General features: G+C 58.3%; 21 protein-coding genes. 8 read left to right on the forward strand and 13 right to left on the reverse strand.

All coding sequences use genetic code 11. From position 1 onward, the window contains the following. Positions 1 to 13: 13 nt before the first annotated feature. From KJP28_RS12880 to KJP28_RS12925, 10 genes are all read right to left on the reverse strand, one after another. Positions 14 to 706 carry an SGNH/GDSL hydrolase family protein gene (locus KJP28_RS12880; protein WP_218393012.1) on the reverse strand — a complete coding sequence of 231 codons (693 nt, stop codon included), beginning with the start codon at positions 704 to 706 and terminating at the stop codon, positions 14 to 16. Between the two features lie 8 nt (positions 707 to 714). Beyond that, positions 715 to 1,257: a DapH/DapD/GlmU-related protein gene (locus KJP28_RS20130; protein ID WP_218393013.1), complete on the reverse strand. Its 543-nt coding sequence runs from the start codon at positions 1,255 to 1,257 to the stop codon at positions 715 to 717. Positions 1,258 to 1,309: 52 nt separating this feature from the next. Then, on the reverse strand, positions 1,310 to 2,533 hold the full coding sequence (locus tag KJP28_RS12890) for a hypothetical protein (protein ID WP_218393014.1): 1,224 nt from the start codon (positions 2,531 to 2,533) through the stop codon (positions 1,310 to 1,312). Positions 2,534 to 2,915: 382 nt separating this feature from the next. After that, on the reverse strand, positions 2,916 to 4,421 hold the full coding sequence (locus tag KJP28_RS12895) for an O-antigen ligase family protein (protein ID WP_218393015.1): 1,506 nt from the start codon (positions 4,419 to 4,421) through the stop codon (positions 2,916 to 2,918). 206 nt (positions 4,422 to 4,627) lie between these two features. After that, the gene (locus KJP28_RS12900; RefSeq protein WP_218393016.1) at positions 4,628 to 6,688 is read right to left on the reverse strand and encodes a right-handed parallel beta-helix repeat-containing protein; all 2,061 of its coding nucleotides are present in this window, start codon (positions 6,686 to 6,688) and stop codon (positions 4,628 to 4,630) included. Positions 6,689 to 6,915: 227 nt separating this feature from the next. Continuing rightward, a complete protein-coding gene (locus KJP28_RS12905; protein ID WP_218393017.1) occupies positions 6,916 to 8,352 on the reverse strand; it encodes an efflux transporter outer membrane subunit in 1,437 nt (478 codons plus the stop codon). A gap of 261 nt (positions 8,353 to 8,613) precedes the next feature. Beyond that, a complete protein-coding gene (locus tag KJP28_RS12910) occupies positions 8,614 to 9,927 on the reverse strand; it encodes an HlyD family type I secretion periplasmic adaptor subunit (protein ID WP_218393018.1) in 1,314 nt (437 codons plus the stop codon). Positions 9,928 to 9,931: 4 nt separating this feature from the next. Continuing rightward, a complete protein-coding gene (locus KJP28_RS12915) occupies positions 9,932 to 11,698 on the reverse strand; it encodes a type I secretion system permease/ATPase (protein WP_218393019.1) in 1,767 nt (588 codons plus the stop codon). 169 nt (positions 11,699 to 11,867) lie between these two features. Then, on the reverse strand, positions 11,868 to 12,818 hold the full coding sequence (locus KJP28_RS12920) for a glycosyltransferase family 2 protein (RefSeq protein ID WP_336245338.1): 951 nt from the start codon (positions 12,816 to 12,818) through the stop codon (positions 11,868 to 11,870). A gap of 538 nt (positions 12,819 to 13,356) precedes the next feature. Beyond that, positions 13,357 to 13,578, reverse strand: a complete 222-nt coding sequence (locus tag KJP28_RS12925; RefSeq protein WP_218393020.1) for a hypothetical protein — start codon at positions 13,576 to 13,578, stop codon at positions 13,357 to 13,359. Between the two features lie 410 nt (positions 13,579 to 13,988). Between KJP28_RS12925 and rfbC the strand changes: the two genes are divergently transcribed. From rfbC to rfbA, 4 genes are read left to right on the forward strand one after another with little or no spacing between them, the layout of a single operon-like run. Further along, positions 13,989 to 14,546 carry a dTDP-4-dehydrorhamnose 3,5-epimerase gene (gene rfbC / locus KJP28_RS12930; protein ID WP_218393021.1) on the forward strand — a complete coding sequence of 186 codons (558 nt, stop codon included), beginning with the start codon at positions 13,989 to 13,991 and terminating at the stop codon, positions 14,544 to 14,546. Continuing rightward, entirely contained in the window at positions 14,543 to 15,583 is a 1,041-nt protein-coding gene (gene rfbB, locus KJP28_RS12935) for a dTDP-glucose 4,6-dehydratase (protein WP_218393022.1), read from the forward strand. Before rfbC ends, rfbB begins: the two co-directional genes overlap by 4 nt. After that, positions 15,580 to 16,428, forward strand: a complete 849-nt coding sequence (gene rfbD, locus KJP28_RS12940; RefSeq protein ID WP_218393023.1) for a dTDP-4-dehydrorhamnose reductase — start codon at positions 15,580 to 15,582, stop codon at positions 16,426 to 16,428. The genes rfbB and rfbD overlap by 4 nt, the downstream gene beginning before the upstream one ends. After that, entirely contained in the window at positions 16,425 to 17,303 is an 879-nt protein-coding gene (rfbA, locus tag KJP28_RS12945) for a glucose-1-phosphate thymidylyltransferase RfbA (RefSeq protein WP_218393024.1), read from the forward strand. The genes rfbD and rfbA overlap by 4 nt, the downstream gene beginning before the upstream one ends. 237 nt (positions 17,304 to 17,540) lie before the next feature. On the opposite strand, the gene KJP28_RS12950 is transcribed toward rfbA, so the two are convergent. Further along, a complete protein-coding gene (locus KJP28_RS12950; RefSeq protein WP_218393025.1) occupies positions 17,541 to 18,767 on the reverse strand; it encodes a polysaccharide biosynthesis/export family protein in 1,227 nt (408 codons plus the stop codon). A gap of 197 nt (positions 18,768 to 18,964) precedes the next feature. On the opposite strand from KJP28_RS12950, the gene KJP28_RS12955 reads away from it, so the two are divergent. Genes KJP28_RS12955 through KJP28_RS12970 form a run of 4 tightly spaced genes read left to right on the forward strand, consistent with a single transcriptional unit; the run spans position 18,965 to position 23,142 of the window. Continuing rightward, positions 18,965 to 20,200, forward strand: coding sequence for an oligosaccharide flippase family protein (locus tag KJP28_RS12955; protein ID WP_218393026.1), 1,236 nt, complete (start codon positions 18,965 to 18,967; stop codon positions 20,198 to 20,200). Between the two features lie 3 nt (positions 20,201 to 20,203). Then, positions 20,204 to 21,121 (forward strand): glycosyltransferase family 2 protein, encoded by a 918-nt coding sequence (locus KJP28_RS12960; RefSeq protein WP_218393027.1) that lies wholly within the window; start codon positions 20,204 to 20,206, stop codon positions 21,119 to 21,121. A 12-nt stretch (positions 21,122 to 21,133) separates the two neighbouring features. Beyond that, positions 21,134 to 22,120, forward strand: coding sequence for a glycosyltransferase family 2 protein (locus KJP28_RS12965; protein ID WP_218393028.1), 987 nt, complete (start codon positions 21,134 to 21,136; stop codon positions 22,118 to 22,120). A gap of 17 nt (positions 22,121 to 22,137) precedes the next feature. Continuing rightward, entirely contained in the window at positions 22,138 to 23,142 is a 1,005-nt protein-coding gene (locus tag KJP28_RS12970; protein WP_218393029.1) for a glycosyltransferase family 4 protein, read from the forward strand. A gap of 56 nt (positions 23,143 to 23,198) precedes the next feature. Here the strand turns inward: KJP28_RS12970 and KJP28_RS12975 are convergent, their stop codons facing one another. Continuing rightward, on the reverse strand, positions 23,199 to 24,464 hold the full coding sequence (locus tag KJP28_RS12975; RefSeq protein WP_218393030.1) for an O-antigen ligase family protein: 1,266 nt from the start codon (positions 24,462 to 24,464) through the stop codon (positions 23,199 to 23,201). Then, positions 24,461 to 25,918 carry a GumC domain-containing protein gene (locus KJP28_RS12980; protein WP_255552382.1) on the reverse strand — a complete coding sequence of 486 codons (1,458 nt, stop codon included), beginning with the start codon at positions 25,916 to 25,918 and terminating at the stop codon, positions 24,461 to 24,463. The genes KJP28_RS12975 and KJP28_RS12980 overlap by 4 nt, the downstream gene beginning before the upstream one ends. Between the last annotated feature and the right edge of the window lie 45 nt (positions 25,919 to 25,963).

The following is a 25,963-nucleotide window of genomic DNA, read 5'->3' on the forward strand; positions in this document are numbered from 1 at the left end:
CTTCTGCGATCTTCTAAGGTTCGTGCGAAACCTCGGCATTCGATCTGACGTAATCAACCAGGACCGGGACGATGACTTCAGTTGCAATAGAGTCTTTCGGGTGCAAGCCATCTGGAAAATGCGTACGAACTTCGTCGACTTCTGTCCATGCTGCTCCCAAATCGAGAAACGAAGCTCCCGTTTTGTCGGCAAGGTCCTCGTACAATCCGTAGTATCGGTGCAAGCGCGGACGAATGAGGCGACGAAGGCCATATGCGGGGCTCATTGAGGCGAGGACCACCTGTGTCGCCGGCAGTTCGCGACGAACCTCCTCGATTATATGAAGGTGGTTCGCTCGGCTTCCAGAGAGTGAAATCCATTGCCTTAGATCCGAATCGTTAATTGAGAACTCCAAGATCAAAATATCTGGCCGACTTCGGATAATTGTTCCAACTTGCTCAACGCCCCATTCAGAGGTGGCGCCCGGTCGAGAAATGGATTCAACGCGAACCTCTCTATCAAGATGCTCCCCCAGTCGCCGCTCGACCACTTTCGGCCACGAATATCCGGCGCTGAGGCTGGTTCCAGAAACCACAATCTTCAATCCGGGCTTTCGCGTGCTGTCTTCAAGAGTTCGCTGGACAGTCATACTATCGGCGGCGGATTCTCCAGGAGCAAGCATTAGTCCGGCGAGAAATGCTATGCTAGCGAAAATTCGAACACCCATGCACGCCATCATACGAGGCCTTGATCAACCAAATCGCTCTCTGTGGCATCAGCACCCCGAAAACGCCCATATTCTACTACGTCAATATCCGACTTCAGGATGCGGGCGGGGTTACCTGCAACAAGACTTCGCGGCGGTATCGACTTTGTGACAACCGAACCTGCACCCACGACGCAATTATCTCCAATCTCGACACCCGGTAAAATAATACTGCACCCGCCCACAAAACAGTTTCGGCCGACATGAGTATTGAGGTATAGACCGCGGGTTCGATCATGAGTAAGTATCCGAACATTGAACGCAATGTAGGAGTGCTCCGCAATGTGTATACCCTTTGGAAAAGTTCGATCGGGCTTGGCGGACAACGACATTTGAACGGTCGGATGAATATCCATTCCCCAAACATGCACATTGATTAACCGCCTGATTGTCACAAGAGCGGATCGTAGAATCCATAGATGATTCAATCCGGACCGCTTTGCCTTCTTCCTAGGTTTCTCAGACATTGGGGTCAACTTTTCCTTCAAGTGATAATTGCCGGTGAATTCCATTCTGCGGCTCTATGTAACTTGCTTGTCAGCAAGAAAGGCAATCCTATTCTTGTTACCGCAAAGGCCTGATCAATCGTTTCAAACGACTCGGGATCATGGCTTTGGCCTCCTCTTTCCAAAATTTAAAGCGGTCTAAACCAATCGCTTTGTTCACCGGAAGTTGCCGCATCTCTGGCCAGACGATGTCCATATACTCGACGTAAGCGCGCCCTTTCGCCCGTTCTGTAGGGCTTAACGTCAAACAAATTTCATTCCACCACTGTCCCGAGAATGGGTAGAGAGAGGGTAAGGGTATATTATGTCCATAAGTCGCCGCTCCGGCCCAACAACCATGTATCTGCTCGATTTTTGCGAGATCCATAATCGTGGCGATGTCTGGACTCCCAGGAATGCCAGCCAACCAATCTTCGGCTGCATCATGGATGACCTTTGTGTTTGGAACCCTGATACGCTTCAACAACGTAGAAACGTCTATCTCGGGATTACCAATATCTCTGTCGGTCCAATTTGTTGCTCGAGCAAGTTCGGCACCGGTCCCACCTATTTGGAACGCGCCGGGCGTTTCTTCTTTGGAAATTGTCGTTGTCAACTCAGATACCGGATCGTACATCGCGTATCCGGTCCTGTGCAACCAGGCGCTTACATCTTCCCTTGGTGCAGTAACTACTGACACGTTGCGGAAATTGAAACCGCCCAACTCAGCGACTTTTTGTGCCAAGTAGGCGTTGATGGTTTTTTTATCGCCAAACGTTTCGCAGAAAAGCTTTTTCTCGTGCCCTTTACAAGCAGCAATAGTCATCCGCGAGTCGTGGCCACCACTGAGGTACATCACCGTATTTCCAGTGCTCAGGATCGCATTGACGACGCTTTTTACATGCTCGGCCGCATCGTTTATCAGGGGTCTGAAGCTCTCTTCGTCACTTTTTCGATTGCCAAGGAATTCCGCCGAAGGCCAGAATCGACGTGACTCAAAGCTTTCCAAATCCAACTCGAAATTGGGCATCAACCTATGGACACCTTTGCGGGATGTGAGTCCGAACGGCAGGAAACCCCGGTTCTCCGGAAAATTGAAGATGCTCGTGACGTCCTTGTCTTCTTCTAGCGTCTCAAGCTCCTGCAGTATTGAAACGGTGGAGGCAACTGATCTTAGGTCACCTGAGAACACTGCGGGGTAGCCGCCTGACGCATCCTCGCGAACCTTGAGCATTCCGTTTGCGACGCGCCAAATTACAACGAACTTACCACTTAAGTCCCTGTAAAAGTTTTCGAACGTCATTCCCGCGTTTAGGCTTATTGATTGACTTTCCTTAAGGAAGCTACCTTGCGAAATCGCCCAACCGATTATTCGCCCTATGTCGTTCCCTTTGCTATCTCTAATCTTGACTATGGGGACATCATTCGCTGCTTGGATATTCCAATCTGAGAAGAGATCAGAATTTCCCAGACGAGGGTCTTCGTAACGTGTGGCTGTCACTATCCACTGTTTCGGGTACCTCGTGAAATCAATCTGGCCCAATTTCTTGCCTTTCTTGTCAGTATTCTTGCTCTGGCAATCACTAAGATGTCTAGAGGAATTGTCTTTGAATTGTAGGTTTTATTGAACTGTATTTTGATCAATCACACATACATCGTAAGCAATGCCGTGCGTTGTCGTCATGCTATGTCCTGTCGTCATTGGGATCGAACCGAGTATATTTAGGCGCTTCAGACCGCACGTGGCTTTTGCCATTCCTGTTCCCCTCGACGGAAACGGTGGGCTCGGCAACATGCATGTCCCTAGAGAAACGTTTCTCATCACCAATCTGATTGTGGCGGAAAGCCATGCCTCGTTTGGTCATTTCGGGGTTATCGGGCAATTCGCCTTTCATCGTTTGCGCATCGCTCGCCGTTACGAACCACATACCCGCCCCATAAAGGAAGAACACGAAGGACAGTACCGCGGTCCAAATATGAACTGTGGCGAGCGTGAATGAGAGCCCGATGAAACAAAATACCCAGGCGCGCCTTAACTGCCAAAGTATCGGATCACCCGTAAAACGGCGAAGGCTTACGCGCAGCACCCCCACCACAAACCCCGAAAAGAGCAGAAGAAAACCAGGTATCCCATAGGTCATGGCGTTCAGTAGCCAAAAATTGTCGACGCTTGCGCTGCGCATGAAGTGCGGCCGCACCCAATCATGAAGCCCAATCCCGAAAATTGGGCTTCCTTTGACGTTTATCATTCCCCACTCGAATATGATGCCCCGCCAGTAGGCATTATGGGCCGAGAAGGTCGCATAACTGAAGAAAACCTTAAGGGGTGTGCGGTTCGAACCTAGATCGATCGCAACGTAAAGGAACGCGAAGAGGCCTAAGAGTAGTAGCCACCTTCGTTCGAAATTCCGAAAGACAGTTGCCCAGACAATCAAAAACAGCTGAAGGATAACTGGGAGCAGGGCACCGCTGGACAGCGACAGGAAGACGCTCAACCCGATCAGCGCCCCTACAATCAGGCGCATAGTCATCGACCAAATACCGCGGAAACCGACCATCACGAACGAGAACGCAGCAGAGCAGAACAGTCCGTAGTGAATTGGGTGTGCGAAGACGGCTTGCACCCTCTCGAGCCCCATTCTTTGATAGATATCCAGGATGCCGACGCTGGAAACGCCTGGCAATTTCCTAATCGTCTCGATAATCGGCGGCCGTCCAGTCAGTGACTCGAATATGGCGAATGGAAGCAGCAACACGATAATTATCACGAGAAGGCGGATCAGAGCGACAAAGTCTTCCTTCTTGCGCACGTAAGCTCGACCGATCAAATACCCGCCCAGAAACTCGACGGCGTATGCTCCAACGAACTCAACGACTCGGTCAGGATTATTGACGATGAGAGCGATCATTGCCCAAGCAACGTACAATCCGAAAAGAATGTCCGTGACCAGGATCCGCCCGTATTTGCCTCTCAACAGGTTGATGCCCAAAGGCACGACCATGATGATCAAAAAAATCCTTAGCCCCGACAGTAGGAGGGGGCCAACGTTTACTAGTATTGGCGTTACGACCGTCAATAGATAGATCAGCACGGGAATCGGGAGGCGCACCCGATTGCCCATGTCAGTTACGTACTTGGCCAGTTCGGAACTGTTTTTCCCCAAGTCGAAGCTTTGCTCACTCGTCGCCAATCGTCCTGGGCCTCTCTGGAGATGTGTGTTCTCAAAAAGTAATCTTAGCGTATCTGTCGCACAAGAAACAGGTAACGGATTTAGCGTTTCGCGAGAAGAAACAGCGGCAGGTCAGACTCGAACAAGGTGCCAGACCGGCCTTGGGAATGCGAACAGGCGGCGCGTATCGCACCGCCTGTTGAAGCATGCTTCAGTTCCTAGCAATGTTAGCCGAACATGGTCGCGTCCGCGAACGAGCCTTCTTCAACGAATGCGATATCATCGTCAATTCGGAAATCCGAGATAACACCATCCACGTCGGCGCTCCATGGGGTGCCCAACATCCAACCCCACTCTCTTCCGCCGTTGCCGACAAAGTCCAAATCAGTATCAGTCTGATCAAGCACAATGGCATCGTCGACAAGTACTTGAAGATGATCGGATTCTTGATCCACAATCATAGTGATACGATGGGTTTCGGTATCGTTCAAACCAATGTCGTCGATAGAAATCCTCTCATCTCCAATTCGGAGACGAAGGCCATCATCGTTGACGGCGATGCCAATCTTCTGGTGGTTCCACACCAGACGCTGCAAACTTCCATCTGCTTCGTCCCGAGTGAACTCGACAGAAACCGCTATCTGTTCGGATTCTTCGAACTGCTCGATGCGGCCAAGTTTGAGGGAGTCACCATCGCCGTCAAAAACGACACACAATTCAGAGCCATCAAGTGCGACGTGTGTGTCACCCTTTACTCTGTCGACTTGCGGATTGTCATTCAGGCCAGCAGCAATATCGAACACATAGTCGTCGAACTGGTTCAGGAAGGTTTCGGCATCTTCAAGACTGCCGCCGACAGAGCCGCTATCCGATTCGTCTTCATCAGCTTGCTCGCTTTGGTCGTCGCCAGTATCGGTTTCGGTGTCTGTCTCAGAACCGTTGTTGGATCCGGTCTCGGACCCCGCGCCAGCTTCCTCGCTGCCGCCATCGGAGCCCGCGTCGTCCTCGTCGGTGGCCTCACCACCATTCGTACCGCCCGCAGAACCTTGGTCCGTCGTCGTGTCTTCTCCAGTGTCATCGCTCCCGGAATCCGTTTCCGATCCGGTGCTATCGCCTTCGTCGGCTTGCCAACTTGTGTCGCTGCCGCCAGCGATTTGATCAGATGTCAACGTAGCACCAACGCCATCCACAATCGACCCCGACTTTGGAATGAAGTCCTCCAGATCGCCATTCATGACGAGTCCATTTCGGTAAAGGTCTCCAATGTAATTGGGTTCCATCGGGGAGTCGCGTTGCACGATAATCGTGCCGGTTTCCGAGATGTTCCTTCCGGCCGCGTCGTCCACTGCTTCGCCAACTGTTTCACTGAAGACCACGTTGTCGATGAGTTTCACGTTCTGGGTATCGTCTTCGAGACGGATGCGCGGAAGGTTCCGCGATTCAGTATCCGTGCCGATCAGGGTATTGTTGGAAACTACCAAGCCATCTACGCTGGTCAGCCGCATGCCAGTGCCGTTGCCATTGTGGATGACATTATTGTTGATAACTACGTCCTCGAAGCCGACACCGTATCCCCCTTCGAGGAAGATGCCCAAAAGCGCCGTTCCCGAGCCTTGCTCGATGAAGTTGTTTTCTATGACGAAGTTTTCGCTCGGACCATCTTGGGATTTTTTGTTCCAGAAATGGATGAAGTCGCCGTGATCGCCGCTTCCACCGAAATCGACAGGGTGAGAACTTGAGAGGTGATTGCCAACGATTGTCACGTTGGTCGCATCGCTGCCGCCGACAACCGTGGTGCGATTGTCGTGCACATGGTTGTAGCTGATTTCGACTGTATCGACCGAAACGGTGTGAATACCCCTGCGGAAATTATAAACATCGTTATTGGTGATCACGATGTCCGTCGTGTCGAAGAAGAACATCCCACGCGCGGTATATTCACCCTCGTCTACGGATACGCCACCATCAAAAACGGAGTTGCTGATGGTGATGTTGGAAGAATCTTTGACGGTCAATGCGCCGAAATGGTCAGTCGTGTTTCGGTCCGGGGTAAAATCTACGACAATATCGTCCAGCGTGAGATAGCTCACTTCATGGAGGTCAACTGTATTGAAAACGGCAGGGTCGCTCCCACTTTGGGAGGTGATTGTCACTTCCGAGCCGAAATTCTTGTCGGAGAACGAGAAGTCACCGTAGCTCCCGCCCGCAAGCCGGATCTCATCTCCGCCGCTCGCATTGTTCAAAGCAGCCGTCAGCTCGCTCGCGGAGCTCACATTGAAAACAGTCATGGAAGTCCCTCTTTGGTTTCTTGCCCTGTGGTCTCTTAACTTGACCTTTTCGCAATTGCCCGCCCCCCCTTAACTTCTCCCTAATTCGGGGCAGAAAAACGCCGAGCTTTTGGCAGGTAAGTGGTTTTTCGCCAAAATGGACGGATTGTTTCCATCCATTGCTCGGTTTGGGGCTTGACAATCGCTGCGGGCAAATCCGCCTTGTTTTGTTGGGACTTTTTTCCTTGTTAAGTTTTCGACATGCTTTGAATGAGGTCTTCCGGTGTCTGAATTGGGTCACCGGTTGGGCGGCCGACTTGGCTGCCGGCGCCCAGCGCGACGTTGAGTTGGACGAAGTCTCGGCCCAATTGGCGCATGGAATCCGCCAGAATCACGTCTGCATCGGCCACGCTCCCCTCGGCGGAGATGAGATCGCGTACGGTTGCGCCCTCACGTTCGACCAGGTTCAACGTCAGATCGCGGGCTTCGCGCTGTAGCCTTGCGTAATTTTGTGCTTCCTGAACAGCACGCAGACTACCCTGATAGGCCGCATAGGCCGTATCGACTTCCTCGATCGCCGACAGCACGGTCGCTTTCCACGTCGTGTGTGCCTGACGCGCCCGCGAATGAGCGGCGGCGACCCGCGCCTTCCCTGCTTCATTGAACAAGGACGGGAAGTCCACTGCGGGCCCGAACACGAGTTGCGTTCCCGTAGCACCCCCCACCAGAACCTGCGAGATGAGGCCGGTCAGCGAGAGCTGTGGATAAAGGTCCGCGCGCGCGATGCCGATTTCGGCCACGGCGGCGTAGTAATTGAGTTCCGCGATCTGGATGTCTGGACGATTGCGCAGGACATCCGCTGGAATCCCCAGATCCGGCGCTTTCGTAGGGCGCGGTTGGCTCGCATTCGCCGAAAGGTTCACATCCAGGCGATCGGGCGCAAGCCCGGTTAGCACGGCGATCTCGTTCTTGCGGGCAAGGATCGATGCGCTGACCGGCGGGATTTGCGTTTCGGTTTCTGCAAGAAGCGCTTCCGTGCGGACGACGTCCAGACGCGTCGCCGCTTCACCCTGGAAAAGAGTCTCTGTCAATGCGACCGCGCGGCGACGCGACCGCAATTGTTGATGACGCAGATCCATGAGTTTCTGATAATAACGCAGATCGACATAGGCGTTCGCCACATTCAGCGTCAGAACCTGGCGCGCCGCATCCACTTCCGCTTTGGTCGCCTCGCGCTGTGCGCCGGCCACGAGGAGTTGCTGACGGCGAAGCCCATACGGATCGAGGATCCAACCAAAATTCAGCGACGCATCTCCGCGCGACACAACGCCACCGAAGGGCTGCTTCTCAACCGTTGCCGATGCCGAAGGCGTCGCGCTGAACGGCGACGATACGCTGTCGACATTGGCGCGCGCCTCGATGACCCTTTCGCGCGCAAGCGCGAGATCGAGGTTGCCTTCCAGTGATCGAACCATAAGCGTATTAAGCGTGGGGTCCTTGAAGTCCTGCCACCAGCGGACGTCCGACTGGTGCCGTGGCCCATGATGCGGCGCAGACCGATATCCTTTGGAAAAATCGAAAATCGGCTTGTGGTAAGGCTCTTCAGTCGAACAGGCCGCAAGCGCCAATAGCGCAACCATACCCATTCGCTGAGCGTGCGCTCCGCGCACCCTGAATCGTTTCATGTCACTGCCCGTCTGCCTCTGAGGCCATCTTTGTGGCCTTCTGGTGTATGTTTTTTACTGCTTTTATTGAGGCAAGGATGACATAAGATCGGTTTTCGGACAAGAACTTGGCATTTTGCAACCAATCCGGCGAAAGCCATTGCAGAAAAGCCACAATTTCACGACGCCGGCCGAGATAGGACACCAGATGTCGGGTTTGGTTGGAGCCCGACCACAATCCTGAAACCAAACCGAAGGCATCAGATCGCGTCCGCCGCGAACTCAGCTTTCCCGGAAAGCACGCTCGATCTGCTGCATGATCGGTTCGACAAGGTAGGCAAAGACCGACCGCTCCCCGGCCTGCAGGAACGCTTCCACAGGCATACCCGGGATCAACGTGACCTCACCCAGAAGCGCGAGTTGCGCCTCCGAAAGGTTCAGCTCGATCGGGAAATAGGTTTCTCCGGTCTCCGGGTCCTCGACCGAAGCCGGCGCGACACCTGAAACCTTGCCGAACAACTCCGGCGTCGTGCGCATGTTGAACGCAGGAAACACGACTCGGGCCGTCTGCCCGACGAACACCTGGTCAATCGAGCGTGGATCGACGCGCACTTTGAACTCGACACCATCGGAAAGCGGCACGATCTCGGCCACGGTACCTTCTGGTGGGACCACCCCGCCTTCCGTCGACACCTGCATCTGGTGGATGATGCCATCGTTGGGCGCGAGGATATCGACCCGCTCGAGCTGCTTGCGAACGGTTACGATCTGCAGGATCATTTCCTCACGCTGCGCTGTTACTTCGCGCAGTTCACTGACAACCTCTTCCTTGAACTCGCTGTCGGCTTGCAGCATTTCCAGCTCGGTGTCGCGGATCGAATTGCGGATACGCGCGAGCTCGGACTGGCTTTCGGCGATCTCACCCAGCAAACCGGATTGATTGCGTTGCAACGTCAGCATCTCGCTTTCACGTGCGAGTCCCTGGGAATTCAGACTACGAACGTTCTCCAATTCCTGTTCGATAAGGCCGCGCTGTTCGTCCTTGGCCGAAATCAACGCTTCGACACCCTCGGTTTGGTTGCCGAATTGCCGAATACGTTCGGCGAGCCGCTCTTTCCGGCTGTCGAGGACCTCTTGCCGCGCACGGAACACTTCGCGTTGTCCGGCGAAATGCGGCTCCATGTCGATACCGTCCAGATATGTCGTGTCGACCTCGAAATCCGGTTCGGACATCCCCTGATATTCCGCTTTGAGCCGTGCTTCGCGCGCCGTGAGCTCGGCCAGCCGGTTGCGGTACATTTCCAGATTGATCTGCAACAGGCTCGGATCCAGACGGATCAGCACATCGCCCTTGCGAACCACATCGCCGTCTCGCACGAGGATCGTGTCCACGACACCGCCGTCGAGCGTTTGGACCTGTTTCGTCTGACCGCGCACGACCACTTGGCCCGGCGCGATCACCGCGCTTGTGATTTCGGTGAACCACATCCACGCGAATGCCGAGGCGAGGAGCATGAGGCTCACAAGCGCTCCCAGTCGCGCCGGCGCCGCCAATCCCGTACGCACGGTATTATCGATCTGTTCCGTCTTAGCCATGCTGTCAGCCGCTCTTCTTCGTGGGTTCTACGTCGCCTTCGTCATCGACTTCGGATCCTGACGGGACGGTCTGCATGGCCTGTTGGAAAATCTCTTCCTTGGGGCCGAACCGGGCGAGCTTGCCTTCGTGGAGGATGAGGATCTTGTTCACTGCATGCACGACGCTCGCGCGGTGAGCCATCACGATCACCGTCGTGCCGGTCGCCCTCAAGGAACGGATCGCATTGTCGAGCGCCTCGCTCCCCTTAGTGTCGAGGTTCGAGTTCGGTTCATCGAGGATCAACAACCGCGGCCTGCCATATAGTGCACGTGCGAGACCCAGACGTTGGATCTGACCGCCTGAAAGGGGCTGTTCGGACGTGCCGACATGCGTCGCATACCCGTCGGGCATCTTCAGGATCATTTCATGGATGTTCGCCGCCTTGGCCGCTTCGATCACATCCTTGTCCTGGGCCCTGATATCGAAACGAGCGATATTCTCGGCGATGGTGCCCGGCAGCATTTCGACCCGTTGCGGCAGATAGCCGATGTAGCTACCCAGCTCGCGCGGGTGCCATTGGTCGAGCGTCGCGCCATCGAGCCTTATCTCACCGAGGCTCGGCTCCCAGACGCCTGCGAGCAGACGCGCAAGGCTTGATTTACCTGCCGCGGAATTACCCATCACGGCAAGCCCGTCACCCGGCTCGAGTTCGAAGTTGACCCGCTCGAGAATACGCGGACGGTCACTCACCGCGGTGCCGCGCGGCGCAAGCTTGGTGACGTTGATCACCTTCAGATGCCCGTTCGGGCGCGGCAGGTCCACGCGCTTCTTCGCAGGCGGAAGCAGATCCAGCGCGCCCTTCAACCTCGTATGCGCCTCGATCGCTCGTGCAATGGTGCGCCAATGCCCGATCACCTGGTCGACAGGGGCGAGGGCGCGACCCGCAATGATCGACGTCGCGATGATCATGCCCGGGGAGATCTCCTGCCGCAGGGCGAGGAATGCCCCCAGTGTCAGAAGCGCGGATTGCAGAAGAAGGCGAAAGGCCTTGGAAAACGCCGCGAACAACTCGGACCTGTCGCCGCCTTGTTGATAGCGGGACAAGGTCGCCCGATGCATGTCACGCCACCGCGCGGTCAAGCTGTCCATCATGCCCATCGCGAGGATGGGCTCGGCATTGCGCCGCGTGTGCTCGACGAACGATCGCTCCACATTGTCCCGCTGGATGGCCTCTTTCGTGGGACCACGTGACATCAACCGGTTCAACCCGGCAGCCACCAGCACGACAAGCGCACCGAACACGGTCAGCCAGCCAAGCCAGGGATGAATAATGAAGACGACGGTCAGGAAAATCGGGATCCACGGGAGATCGAACAATCCAAGGATTGCTGGACTGGCCAGAAAGTTCCGGACCATATCGAGATCGCGGACCGGATTGAAATTCTCACGGTTCTCGATCATCCCGGCCTTGAGCCAGAACCCGAACGCCGCCTCGCCTACGGCCTGGTCCACGCGGTAGCTCGCACGGGACAAGAGCTTCGTGCGCAGCGCTTCATAGATACCGAGAAACCCGTAAAGGATCACCACGATGACAAAGAGCCCTTGCAGGGTGGCAACGGACCCGCTCGACAGGACCCGGTCGTAAACCTGCAACATGTAGAGCGGTCCGGTCAGCATGAGCACGTTGATCGCGGCGCTGAAAAAGCCCACGATCAGGAACGCACGCTTCAAACGCCGTAACGCGATGCGATACGGATTTTCCGCCTCATTGGTTGGTTCTTTCTTCGCCAATCGCCTGCCCCCAGATATCGACTGATGCTACTACACGGAGCACCGCCTGAAGGCGCCCTTCTATGTCCGAACATCCCACTCGTCCAACCCAGTGTCAGGCGATGGGCGGAATTATGCAAGAACAGATGGGTAGCCAAGCGTTCAACGAGGACCGTGCGCTTCGTGGCATCTACCTCGAGTGCTCAGTGAAGCCATTTGACCACTCTCCGCGTCGCTGCCAGACCTCTTTCCAGACGTCAGCTGCTTCTCCACGTATTCCCCGTACTTGCAATCTACCTACAAGATACCGCGTCAAAGGAAAAACTTTGTGAAGCCAAATCGCGAGGTTCCTTTTTAAGTATGGGAAATGGCGTTTCATCAATTCGCTCTTCGCTCTCAGGACTCGGACTACGCGGTCGGCCCGTACCGTTTCAGATGCGCCACCGTAGTGTACAATTGTGGCCTCTGGAGTAATCCGAGGTGTTGCTCCCAGGGTGCGGCGCGCGCGCATGCAAAGATCTGCCTCCTCGGCATACATAAAAAATGTGAGATCGAAGCCACCAAGTGCATTCCAGTCGTCGCGCCGGATCAAGAAAAAGCACCCCGAGACGATCTCTACCTGCCGTTCAGTGTCTCTCATCCAACCGCCGTATGCTTCAGGGTTGAACAGGTCGCTTTCTGGGAAGACGCCTGTGAGACCGGAAGTACGGCAAAATATCGTCCAAAGGCTTATTTCTCTCCAGCAGGACGTTGGATTTAAGCTCCCATCCGCGAATAATGTACGTCCGCCCCAAATCCGCGCTTCAGGATGGCGATCCGCGTAATTGACCAAATTGTCGATCGCCGCATCGAGAACAATCGTATCGGGATTCAGCAGCAACAAATAGTCGCCTCGCGCCTTTGAAGCCGCGATGTTGTTTCCCTTGGCAAATCCGTGATTTTGTTTTTCCGCCAACAATTTAACATCCGGAAAGTGTTCCGAGATTGCTTCCGCTGAACCATCGTCCGAACAATTATCGACCACGATAATCTCGAAGGCTTCCGTAGTTTCCGCGGTTACTGAACGGAGGCACTCTAGCGTCATGTCGCGGGTATTGTAGCTAACCACCAGGACCGAGACTCTTGGACGCACTTCTTTCACACACTTTCCTTCGATAATGGATTGATCATTAACGGACGGTACAATGCACGTCGCACGTTTCGCTCCCGATTGCAATTGACCCTACGCGAGGTGTTTGATTGCAAGAGTCCTGATGCCGCGCTCTTCATAAGGAACGGACGTATTACACCAGCGGAAATGCTTCGGGTACGGGCTCACCACCATGAGACTTGAGACAAGTTCAGAAACCATGTTGAGTCCACCCCGACGCTTGTTGCCATCAAGACCCGCTTTCAGGTGCCGATCAAAATGCGCGTCAGGCCCTTATAATGCGCGGCGTTTCCTTCCATTCCATCAGCCCAGCCGACTGCGATGTCGGCGTCAAGATAAGTATTCGCGCAAATGCTTTTTGTTAGCCTGTTCTGATCAACAGGACACGCCTTGCACAGTTTTCACCGAGCAACGGAACCCCAAAGAGTAGTGGGTACAGGCGACGCTCTTTTCATCGCGTTTGCAGCAGATCGAGTATCTCGTTCTGCTCCATAGTGGAATTGCTGTGTCGCTAGATACTTAGGAAGCTTCAACCCGCGCGATGGCCAAACGGCTCCAGATCGGCCTGTTCGTTTCGCGTCAAGCGGTTGGCCATCGCTCTGCAGAAATACAGCCCTGTGAAGAGAACGATCGCAGCTCCCGAACCGACAATGGAGTATAGAACAATTCCGAACACGATAGATTGGCCCGCGAACATCACTGCAGCCGTGGCTCCAAAGATCATCGCTAACGCCAAAACACCAATCACCATGCTCTCGGTCTCCTCACACCTTCGCCTTAGCACACAATACAACCAATGGATGTATTGTCCACGCTCCAAAGGCATGGTTTTCAACCATAGCGGTCATGTTTTTTTCATGACCCGTGAGAAAACGCTGTTGTCGCAATGTGCGCATAGTCCCGTCCACGCTCCATTTCGGCCCTAGATCTCGAACATCGCGCAAGAATGAGGCAAAAGTTTGCCCATGTGTCCGGTTCCAGAGTCGCACACTTGAATACTTGATTGTCGTTTCAAACGAAACAGACTTTGGACCGATTAAGCGAAATGCTGCACAGCGAATCTGGATCATAGCAGTTAAGATGCGGTTAATTTGAGCTTTTTGGTTGCAGAACGGGTCGCAGCGTTCGACGGTTGCGGCGAAGATTTGAGGAGAACATTGAATGGAGATCGAGCAGACTGACCTGCCCGACGTGCTGATCATCACTCCGCAGCGCCACGGCGACTCGCGGGGATTCTTTTCCGAAAGCTGGAATCGCGGGCGTATGCGCGAGGCTGGTCTGGATATCGATTTTGTGCAGGACAACCATTCCCTCTCCGCGAAGAAAGGGACCCTGCGTGGCCTCCACTACCAGTCGCCTCCCGATGCGCAGGCCAAGCTCGTGCGTTGCGGGCGCGGCGCACTCTTCGACGTTGCCGTCGACATCCGCAAAGGGTCACCCACATACGGCGAATGGGTCGGTGTCGAACTGAGCTTCGAGAATGGCCGGCAGCTGTTTATCCCCGAGGGCTTTCTGCACGGGTTCGTAACGCTGACCGATGATTGCGAAATCATCTACAAATGCTCTGACTATTATGCGCCGGAAAGCGATGGCGCCGTCCGGTGGGATAGCTGCGGCATCGACTGGCCTCTCGAAGGCACCCCCGTCCTGAGCGACAAGGATGCCGAGGCGATTTCATTCGACGCGTTCCAGACGCCATTTCAGGAGAACGCCCCATGAAGTTCCTCGTAACCGGCGGGGCCGGTTTCATCGGGTCCGCCGTGGTCAGATTGGCGGTCGCACGCGGGCATGAGGTGGTGAATCTCGACGCTCTGACCTACGCCGCGTGCCTCGAAAACGTAGCGAGCGTGGCCAAGGCAGCCGGCTACACGTTCGAACACGCAGACATTCGCGACCGCGAGGCGCTCGATCGAATCTTCGCAAACCACAGGCCCGACGCCGTCATGCACCTCGCCGCAGAAAGCCATGTCGACCGCTCTATCGACGGACCTGGCGCTTTCATCGAAACCAATGTCAACGGCACCTACAACATGCTCGAGGCTGCCCGCACGTATTGGACCGGGCAGGGGAAGCCCGAAACGTTTCGTTTCCACCACATTTCCACCGACGAAGTCTTCGGTTCTCTCGGCCCTACCGGACTTTTCACCGAAGATAGCCCATACGACCCCCGCTCGCCTTATTCAGCCTCAAAGGCGTCGAGCGATCACCTCGTCCGGGCCTGGGGCGAAACCTACGGCCTGCCCGTGATCCTGACGAACTGCTCCAACAATTACGGGCCATATCATTTTCCCGAGAAACTGATCCCCGTCGTGATCCTGAACGCGCTCGCCGGCCGCGATATTCCGGTCTATGGCGACGGCTCCAACGTACGCGACTGGCTGTATGTCGAGGACCATGCCGAAGCGCTATTGCGCGTTGTTCGGGACGGGGTCGTTGGCCGGAGCTACAACATCGGCGGGCATAACGAGGCATCCAACATCGACCTCGTAACCCGCATCTGCGCGATCCTGGATGAGCGCTGCCCGGAAAACGCACCGCACGACCGTCTGATCCGTTTCGTCACGGATCGCCCCGGACACGACGCCCGTTATGCCATTGACGCAAGCCGGATTGGCAAGGAATTGGGCTGGAAACCCTCGGTCACGCTCGAAGAGGGGCTGGCGCGCACGGTGGACTGGTATCTTGCCAACGAAGACTGGTGGCGACCGCTTCAGGAGCGGCAAGGCGTAGGTGAACGGCTGGGGGTGTCGGCATGACCCTTCTCGTCTTCGGAAAGACCGGACAGGTCGCGACCGAATTGGCTCGGTTGGCCCCGGATGCAATATTTCTCGGACGTGACGACGCCGACTTGTCGAACCCGGCGGCCTGCGTTGCTGCAATCAAGCGCCACGCGCCGACAGGCGTCATCAACGCCGCCGCTTTCACCGCCGTAGACAAGGCCGAAGACGAAGAGCCTCTGGCGACCGTAATCAACGGCGAGGCGCCCGGCGCCATGGCGCGTGCCTGTGCAGAACTGGACATCCCGTTCGTCCACATCTCCACCGACTATGTTTTCGACGGATCAGGACAGGACCCTTGGCGCCCTGATGACCAGACTGCGCCTATCGGCGCTTACGGACGTTCGAAACGCGCCGGCGAAGACGCAGTGCGCGCAGCGGGTGGAACTCACGTGATCATGCGCACGTCATGGGTTTTCTCGGCACATGGCGGCAACTTCGTGAAAACCATGCTCCGCCTCGGGGCCGAACGCGATGCGCTTCGGATCGTGTCCGACCAAATCGGCGGGCCGACCGGCGCGGCTGACATCGCCACGACTGCTCTCCGAGCCCTCGACACCATCGCCACCAAACCGGACCTGTACGGCACCTACCACTATTCCGGCGCGCCGGACACCAGCTGGGCGGGCTTTGCAAAAGCGATCTTCGACGAAGCAGGTCTTTCCGTCGCGGTCGAAGAAATCCCCACAACAGACTACCCGACACCTGCCGCACGACCTCTCAATTCGCGGATGGATTGCAGCAGTCTGGAGGCAGCTTTCGGCATTGAAAGACCTGACTGGCGCGCCGGGCTGAAAGACGTAATCAAAGAGTTGAACGCATGACGAAACGCAAGGGCATCATACTCGCTGGCGGCACCGGATCGCGGCTGTTCCCGATCACCATGGGCGTGTCGAAACAGCTTCTTCCGCTCTACGACAAACCGATGGTCTATTACCCACTGAGCGTCCTCATGCTCGCCGGTATCCGCGAAATCGCCGTCATCACCACGCCCGAGGATCAAAGTCAGTTCCAACGGCTGATGGGCGACGGGTCGAAATGGGGCCTGACCTTTACCTGGATCGAACAACCCAGCCCCGACGGGCTCGCACAGGCCTACCTGCTTGCCGAGGACTTCCTTGACGGCGCGCCATCAGCGATGGTGCTGGGCGACAACATATTCTTCGGACACGGACTGCCTGAAATCCTCGCCAGAGCCGACACATCCGATGCTGGCGGCACGGTCTTCGGCTACCAGGTCCGCGACCCGGAGCGCTACGGCGTGGTCAGCTTCGACGAGGGCGGACAACGGGCCACTTCCATTGTCGAAAAACCTGAAAAACCCGCGTCGAACTACGCGGTCACGGGGCTTTATTTCCTCGACGGCGACGCACCTAACCGCGCCCGCGGCTTGAAACCCTCCCCGCGCGGCGAGATCGAGATCACGTCGCTACTCGACACCTACCTCGAGGAAGGACGTCTGACGGTCGAGAAGATGGGGCGCGGGTACGCGTGGCTCGACACCGGAACGCACGGCAGCCTGCTCGACGCGGGCAACTTCGTCCGCACCCTTCAGGATCGTCAGGGTCTTCAGATCGGCTCACCGGAGGAAGTCGCCTACACACAAGGCTGGATCGACCACGCACAGATGGAGGAGCACGCAGAGACGTTCTCCAAGACGTCGTACGGCGACTTCCTCAAACAAGTGCTGGAACGTTGATGGCCAAATCAGTCCTCCAGCACCTGGGGCGCTGCACGCAATGACTTGAAATGTTCTCTCGCCATGTCGCTCAGTGTCACCTGACTGAATGTGTAGCGCATCGCATGCGATCAATTCATGACGGCAGGAGCCAAAGTCCATTTGCGACCCTGGTGCCCTGTGATGCTGCTAAAGGTCACGGCGTATAACGCTCATCCGCCGATTCATCGACCGCGACCGCCCGCCCCTACCCGAGACCTACGGAAGCAAAGCGAGTGGCACGGCGGCAACTGCGGATCCGAGGCCCGAGACATTGGTGACAGCACTGTCGTAACAAGCAATCGCGTCACCTGGGAGAACAAAGGGATCGTAGTCGTCCCGATCCGCCCGACGCATCATGTCCTCGATGTCGCGCTCAATGACCACGGAAACCTGCGTAAGCGGATTGCGCGAATACAGCGCCGCCGACCGGTGCCCGTTGGTCATGCGGGCCCCGCCGACGCAGTTCGTATCCACCACGGCCTGCATGTAACGCGTGCCATAGGGCACTTCACGAACGTCCTTGCCAATGCCGGCCAGAGCGTTGCCGGCAGCAGGCTGGGTCAGGTTCGACAGAAACAGCGAGATCCCCGGCGGGCTGATCGGGCTCGGAACCATCAGGTGATCCTGAAAGCACTGCCGACTGGGCACATGAAGTTCGTCCCCGGTCAAGAGCATGATGTCGGCACGGTCACGGCCCGTGATGACCTCGCGCAGGTCAAGGGTATGAAGCCGTCCGCCGCGGCGCAGTTCCACGGCCGAGAGGTCGGCGTCCGGCCTAATCCCACCGGCCGCACGCAAGGCATTCGCGAGATCACGGGCCTCGGTTGAAGCGCCGAGCGTTTCCTGACGTCCCACGTCTATCTCTGCGCCACGTATGCCACCGATTTCGACGGGACGCGGCTCGAACACGGCGCCGGTCACACCGACACTGGCAGAGGCGTAGTCCTGAAGCCGAACCGAGACGAGCGGTCGGGTGGCAAAGTGCCCGGCTTCCATGAGCGCGGCCTCGATGTCGGCTTCGATTTCCTCGATCCGGCGACCCTGCGCGGGCACGGGGTCAAGGAATGGGAGCCGGATCACACCGTCGCGCGAGACCTCGTAGCGGTCCGAAAAGGTCTCGTCGCCCGATACGAGCACTTCGACCAGATCTCCGCGAGAAAGAAACTCGCCCTGAAGCGCCACCATGCTGCCGACAATCCCTTTGCCGCCTTCGAAACTGTCTCCGACCGCGCCCCCACGTTCGGGGAGACATTTCGATGCGTTGATGTCGCGGGCGCGCAGAAACGCCTCGGTGCCGCGTCGTTCCGGTGTGCGATACTGCGCTTGGTAACCGTCACCTTGGGCGACGGGTTCAAGGTTGTCGTGTTCGATGGTCGCGCTACAGGCGCTCAGACCAAGCGCAGCAAGAAAAGTGGCCGCGCGGGGGGCGTTGATAAGGGGCATGTCAATCTATCTCGTTTCAGCGTGTGGATGTCTTTTAAGCCCGGCGAACGAGTCGGACACGGCAGCAAGGGGATGGTTCGGCTATCCTGCCGGATAGTCGTTTACCCTCCTGTCCGATCCGGCTCACCCGGTGCGCACAGGACACGACGGGGCATGTGCGCAAGAACAGAACACATCCAATCTGTTCCGAGACCCCAATGCACCGCTCACATCTTACAGGCCCATTCGCGAGAAACATCGCCGCCTACGGCGCGTCCGAAGTCGCGGCAAAGCTGTCGCGTATTTTCGTTGTCATGGCAGTCGCCCGTAGTCTGGGTGCTGAAGAGATCGGGATAGCGGCAGCGGCGATGGCGGCCTCGGACATCCTGAAATCCCTCACGGAAAACGGGGTCGGCCAGCGTCTCATCGCGGCGCGGGACAGCGACCTCGCCGCGCTTTGCCGCACCGCATTGCGCATCTTCTGGGTCTGGGCGCTCGGGCTGTTCGTCGTTCAGCTCGGCATCGGCGCGACCCTTACCTGGCTGTCTGGCGATCCGATGCTTCTGCTGCTTGTCGCGGTTCTAGCGGGTGAATTTCTGTTCATGCCCGCGGGGCTCGTGCAGGCCGCGCTCGCCATGCGGGCAGGCAAGCTGAAACAGACCGCCGCTATTGCCGGAGTGCAGGTGGTCGGGGCCAATGCCCTCACCGTCGTACTGGTCCTGATCTGGCCATCACCTCTCGCGCTGGTCGTTCCAAAGCTCCTGTCCGCGCCGATCTGGCTGATCGCGATGCGCCGCCTTCATCCCTGGTCGCCGGACAGTTGCATCGCGCCGTCGCCGGTCCGCCCCTTCATGACGTTCGGCGCGCCCGTTCTGGGGGTCGAGATGGTCAAAGCAATGCGGCTTCATGCGGACAAGCTGCTTGTCGGTGCGCTTTTGGGGCCAGAGGCGCTGGGCCTTTATTTCATGGCCTTCAATGCGGGGCTGGGTCTCGCAAACTCCTTTTCGTTCGCCTTCGCCAGCGTCCTCTTCCCGCACCTCGTCACCTCGGAAAGCCGCATGAATGCATTGCGGCAGGCATTCGCGCTCGGCATCGGAGTGATCGCGCCGGTCGTGGTCCTCCAATCGCTCGCCGCCCCCTTCTATGTGCCGATCCTGTTCGGGTCCGAGTGGGCGCACCTGTCCGAGATCGTTTCGATCCTGTGCCTTGCCGCCATCCCTGGCATCGTCTGGACAACGGCGGCGGGTTGGTTGCGGGCCGAAGCCCGGCCCGGGACCGAGTTCCGCGCCACCGTAATCATGGCGCTCGCACTGCTGGGCAGCACGATCGTCATGGCGCCCCATGGCCTCGTCGCAATCGCGACCGGATATCTCGTGACGGCAGCCATAACACAACTGACCCTATCGCTTCCCGCTCTTGCAGCGGCCTTCGTCCAACGTTCGCAGGAGGTCTGACCGATGCCGCGTTTTTCCGTCGTTATCCCCGTATTTAATGCCGCGGACACACTGACCGAAACCATCGAGGCAATCCGCTCCCAGACCTGCACTGACTGGGAGGTGCTTCTCGTGGATGACGGATCCACGGATGGATCACGCGTTCTCATGGATGCCATCACCCAAGACCCCCGTTTTCGCCAGCTAAACAACCCCGGCAAGGGGCCGAGCGCCGCACGGAACTACGGCGTGGTCCGCGCCCGGGGCGAGGTCATAGCGTTTTGCGACGCCGATGACCTTTGGGAACGCGACAAGCTCGCGCGTGTCGCTGCAATACTCGCGCGCGCCGATGTCTCGGCCGTGTTCGGCAAGGTCGCTTTCTATCCAACCGGGAAACAGGGGCCGCTACGCTTGTCCACAGTGCCGGAGGAAGCGTTGACGGTGCCGATGCTGCTTGCAGAAAACCCGGTCTGTACCATGTCGAATCTGTCGATCAGGGCGGACGTTCTCCAGGCGCACGCCGGGCTGGATGAGGGTATGGTTCACAACGAAGACCTCGACCTGCTCGTGCGGCTCGTCGCCGGGGGTGCGACCATTCTCGGCGACGACCGGCTGCACCTGCGATACCGCACCGATGCGCGCGGGTTGTCGTCGAGTCTTACCAAGATGCGGGCTGGGCGGCAGGAAGTGCTGCGGCGTGCTGCCGCGATGGGATACCAACCCGACAACCGGCACCATACCGTGTTCCTTCGCTACCTCACCCGCCGTGCGCTCCGGATGGACGACGGGGCCCACGCCGCATTTCGTTTCGCGCTCGAAGGTTTGTCCACCGCGCCTTGTGCATTTCTGACCCCGGCGCGGCGCGGTGTCCCAACGGCAACGGCCGCCCTCATCGCGCCGCTCTTGCCCAAACGCCTGCGCCGCGCGCTTTTCGCCACCTGAAAGGATCCGACCATGCCCCATGCCTCAATCGTCGTCCCCGCGTTCAACGTGGAGGCCACGCTGGCCGACACGATGGTGTCGCTCCTCAAGCAGAGCTTTCTCGATTTAGAGATCATCGTTGTAGATGACGGCAGTTACGACCGGACACCCGAGATCGCAGATGGGTTTTGCGCCGATCCCCGCGTGCGGGTCGTGCGCCAGTCGAACCGTGGGCTGGCGGGCGCCCGGAACACCGGAATCGCCGCGGCACAGGGGCAGATCATCGGGTTCTGCGACTCTGACGATCTCTGGCACCCCGAAAAGCTGTCCGCTCATGTCCACCATCTTCAGATGAACCCGTCCCTGGGGATGAGCTATTCCGGCTCGGAACTGATCGACGACGATGGAACCTCGCTCGGATTGTTCCAGAAACCGCGCACGCGGCGTATCACGGCCAAGCACATGTTCTTGCGAAATCCGGTCGGCAACGGGTCGTCGCCGGTCTTTCGTCGGACCGCACTGGATGACCTGGCATACCGACCGTCCCGGGAAACAATGCGCGATTGGGTCTTCGATGAAACGTTTTCCCAGTCAGAAGACATCGAGTGCTGGATGCGCCTGATGCTCACCACCGATTGGGAAGTTGAGGGGATCGACGATCCGTTGACGCTCTACCGAGTGAATGGTGCAGGATTGTCGGCCGGGACCGAGCGTCAACTCGCGAGTTGGGAGCGGATGGTCGAGAAACATGCAGGAATTGCGCCCGTCTTTATCGCGAAACATGCCAGCCCGGCCCGTGCTTATCAGCTGCGATACCTTGCACGCCGCGCCGTGAGCGCCCGTGACGGAGACCGGGCGCGGGCGTTGATCACACGCTCGTTCCGCGCCTCATTGCATCCCCTCGTCCATGAGCCGGCCAAGACCATTGCCACGCTTGTCGCCTGCATCCTCGTCGGGACGCCCGGAGCGGTGCTCGTGGACGCGGCCCAATCCACCCTGCGCCGACTGCGTCGCGCCTGAACCTGAAAGGTAAAACCATGACGACAATCATCCATCTGGTCGACGACACGACTCCGGGCGGCGTCATGCGCGTCATCGAACACGTCCAGTCCGCAGCGGGCCTGGGACATCTGGGGCGGCATAGTGTCGTTATGATCCCCAAAACCGGGCGCGGTCCAACTCGCATCCACGGAGACGTCATCGTATCGCATCTCACGATGAACTGGCGTCGGTTGCCGTGGCTGATCCAACTTCGCGCGGCGCATGCGACAACGCCGATGGTGCACGTCGAGCACAGCTATACCGCTGGCTTCCTGCGCCACAATGTACCGCATCCGGCCCGTTTTATGACCATGGTGCGCGTCGCTTTTTCCCTGTTCGACCGGGTCGTTCCTGTGAGCGATACGCAAGCGTATTGGGTTCTGGACAAGGGCCTCGCCGATCCGTCCCAAATCACCACGATACCCTCAGCGGTCGACGTGTCGCTATTCGACTCGATTCCGTCTGCCACCGGTCCGATTAAGGTCATTGGCGCGTTTGGCCGGTTGGAGCCACAGAAAGGCTTCGATGTCCTGATCCGGGCGATGCGGGCAAGTCCGCGGCAAGACCTTCAGCTTCACATCTTCGGCCAAGGCAGCGAACGCGAGGCGCTCACGTCCCTTGCCGGGGCTGACCCACGCATCTGCTTCGGTGGCTTTGTACCGGAACCGGCCAAAGCGATGGCGTCTGTGGATGCGGTCGCGATGCCGTCACGATGGGAAGCCTACGGCCTTGTCGCACTAGAGGCGCGGGCGGCTGGACGGATGCTTCTGGCGTCTCCCCTTGACGGGCTCAATGACCACATCGCCGCCGGTGCCCACCCCGTTCGTGACAATTCCGTCCGTGGCTGGAGTGAGACATTGACCGCTCTCGACCGCCCGGACATCGCGAAACTCGACCGTGCCCGTTCCGATGCAAACGCCGCCTCGGCCCGGTTTGCGCAGAGCTGGACGCTGCTCCTTCATGATCTCCTTGCGCCCGAAGATAAAGCGCAAGCCGCCTGATAGCGACAATGCTCGCCAATGGCCGCGTCCGTAACCACGGGCGCGGCCTTTTCGTTTCAGTCGTCAGACACTTCACGCGCATGCAGGCCAAGGATCATCAGACCGGGCCAAAGCATGTAGGCCTCGATCTCGACATTCTCGCCGAAGCTCAGAAGGATCAGGGTCATCATGATCCCCAGCGGCAAGCGACCGCGCGGATTGCGGGTGGAATCGATCACGGCAATCAGGGTTTGCCAGACCATCGGTACGAGCAACGCCAGAAAACCAACCAACCCTTTGACGAACAACAGACCCCACCATGTGTGATGGCTGCCAATGGGCATGTATTCCACGATATGCGGTCCCGGCTGGACACGGCCATGGCCGAACCACACGGCCTCCTCGCGCCAGCGTTCTCCGGCAATGCGTTGCAGCGTTTCGCGCACCCGCGTGCTGTCGGCCCGAGCCTCCTTGAAGGTGCGCACGGCGTCACCCGCAAGCCGGGCGACGGCGGGACCGATCACGGCGAAGGAGGCCGCGATCCCCGCCGCGAGTTTCCAGGCCCAGCCTTTCAGCAGAAAAGGCAGAAGTCGTGGCCCGATGGTGCAGGCGGTCAGGCCGACCAGCCCCATGCGCGACTTCGAGGCGAGGATCATGAGCGTCGCGGCGGCAAGCCCGATAGCTTTCCAGCGCGGATTGCGTTCTTCCAACGCAAACAGCGCCATGACGACGCCCAGAAGGGCCGCGAAGGGGGACCACGGGGCATAGAACTGCCAGCGCGGCGTCCAGCTTCCGGGATCCCAGGTGAAGAAATAGACACTGAAATATTCCGGTCCCGGCCCACCAACGGCCTTAAGCGGCGAGGTAAAGATGCGCTCGGGCAACCCGATATAGGGTGCGGCGAGCATGATCGGGGCGAGGATCAGGGTCCACAGACCAATCACCATCTGCCCTCGGACATAGATCTCGCGGCGAATGGGAAGCACAGCGCCTGCCAGCGGGAATAATGCGACCAGCGCCCAGCCTTTGGCCCAGCCGATAGTCGATTTGATGATCTGGCCGGTCGAGTAAGTCCAGTTGAGATGCCCTACCCAAAGCGCGATCAGCATGACACCCATACCGATGATCCACGCCCAGACCACGGGCGGAACCCGACCCGTCGCGCGCAGGTCCGGTCGGATCGCAGGACCGAGGTAAAGGACCAAAACGGCAAGGCCCGCCAGCGTCCAGCCGAGGACCGGGCCGACCACGTAGAGTGCCCCGACGGCATAGAAACCCCATGTGAAAGTCTGGGTCTTGTAGACGATCCGCTCGGCAAGATTTCTCGGAACAATATCGCTCATGCGGGGTCAGGCTTGGCGAGAAGTTTCGAAATCAGCGGTCGCCGCATCCAGCCCAATCCAAGGCCCATTAGAAGCATCAGCGTTGCCGCAAAACCGGCCGCATAGGCCAGCTTCTCGCGAGGGGAAGACGGCGTGTCCGGCAACGACGGATCTTCCAGCACCTGCACCAGAGGATATGAGGCATAGACATCTGATTTCGTTGTCTGGGACCGCGCCATTGCCGAGGCGAACACCGCTTCTGCCACCTGGAAGTCCCGTTGCAGGTCTTCGAGACGGGCGGCGGGCTCCATAAGCGCCGCGACCTTGTCCTCGTCGGCGGCGAGTTGCGCTTCGAGTGTGGCGAGCTCGGCCCCGGTGCCCGCGCGCGCCACATCCGCCGCGACGAGATCGGACAGAAGCGCCGCGCGGCCACCAATCGGCGCGAGATCAAGCTTTTCGATTTCATCCCCGCTCAGACCGGTGATGTGGCGCGCGCGATTGCGGGCTTCCTCCAGTGTCGCTGTGTAATTCGTTGCCTGACCCACGCGCACCGGATGCGCCGGCCCATATTGTTGTGCCGCGATGGCGAGCGTCGCGCTCTGCAAGGCCATCTGCTCGGCAAGCGCAGCGAATTCGCTGTCGGCATGGAGCTTGATCGTCGCCGCTGCAAGGCGCGGGGACAGGCCGAGTGTCGCGGTAAGGGCCGCGACCTTTTGCTCGGCCTCGTCCTGCTCCGACCGCAGATCGAGCACGCGGCGGCGCAGGGTGTCGGTTTCTTCCACAATCTGTTCATATTGATCGGGAGAGATCAGGCCGGTCTCACGTTGCAACGCCTCCATCTCGGCGCGGGTCGCGGCGACCGAGGCACGGTAATCGCCGATCGCGCCTTCGCCACTGGTTTCACGGGTGCCAAGCTCGTCGGCGCGCAACACGTCGAGTTCCGCGAAAAAGGCCGCAATCAAGGCCGTTCCGCGCTCCTGCGCGGCGTCCGGCGAACCTGCGGTGAGTGACAGGCGGATCATGCCGGTCTGGTCGATCAGTTCCACCCGCGGCGCGCCGAAATCACGGCGGCTCGTCCCGACGGCGTCTGCCGCCCGTACGATGATCCGGTCCGCGCCGATCAGTCGCTTGTAGGTCACTGTCGGGCTGACCGCGGAATTCGCGAACGGGGAACTGGCGTGCGAGGATGCCTGACCGATACTGTCGAGCGTGACCGAAGCCGAGGCCCCGGAACCCGGCAGGATCAGAACCGCGTCGCTGGTATAGCGGGCAGGCGCGGTCGAGAGGTAGCCGAGGATCGGAGACCAGATCATTGCAGCACCCATGAGCGTGACGCCGGCATATCGCGGGAGCCTTTGCAGATCATCCAGCCGCCCACCAAGCAGGAGCCGAATGAGGCCGAGCTGACGCAGCGGCATACGGATCGGGCGCAAGGCGCGCAGGGGCGCGAGAAAGGGCAATATCGACACGGTCATGACGGTCTCCTTCGCGGAGACTTTAGGTCACGCGTCGCGGTCCTG

It is taken from the genome of Maritimibacter dapengensis, from assembly GCF_019218265.1.
GTDB classification, from domain to species: domain Bacteria; phylum Pseudomonadota; class Alphaproteobacteria; order Rhodobacterales; family Rhodobacteraceae; genus Maritimibacter; species Maritimibacter dapengensis.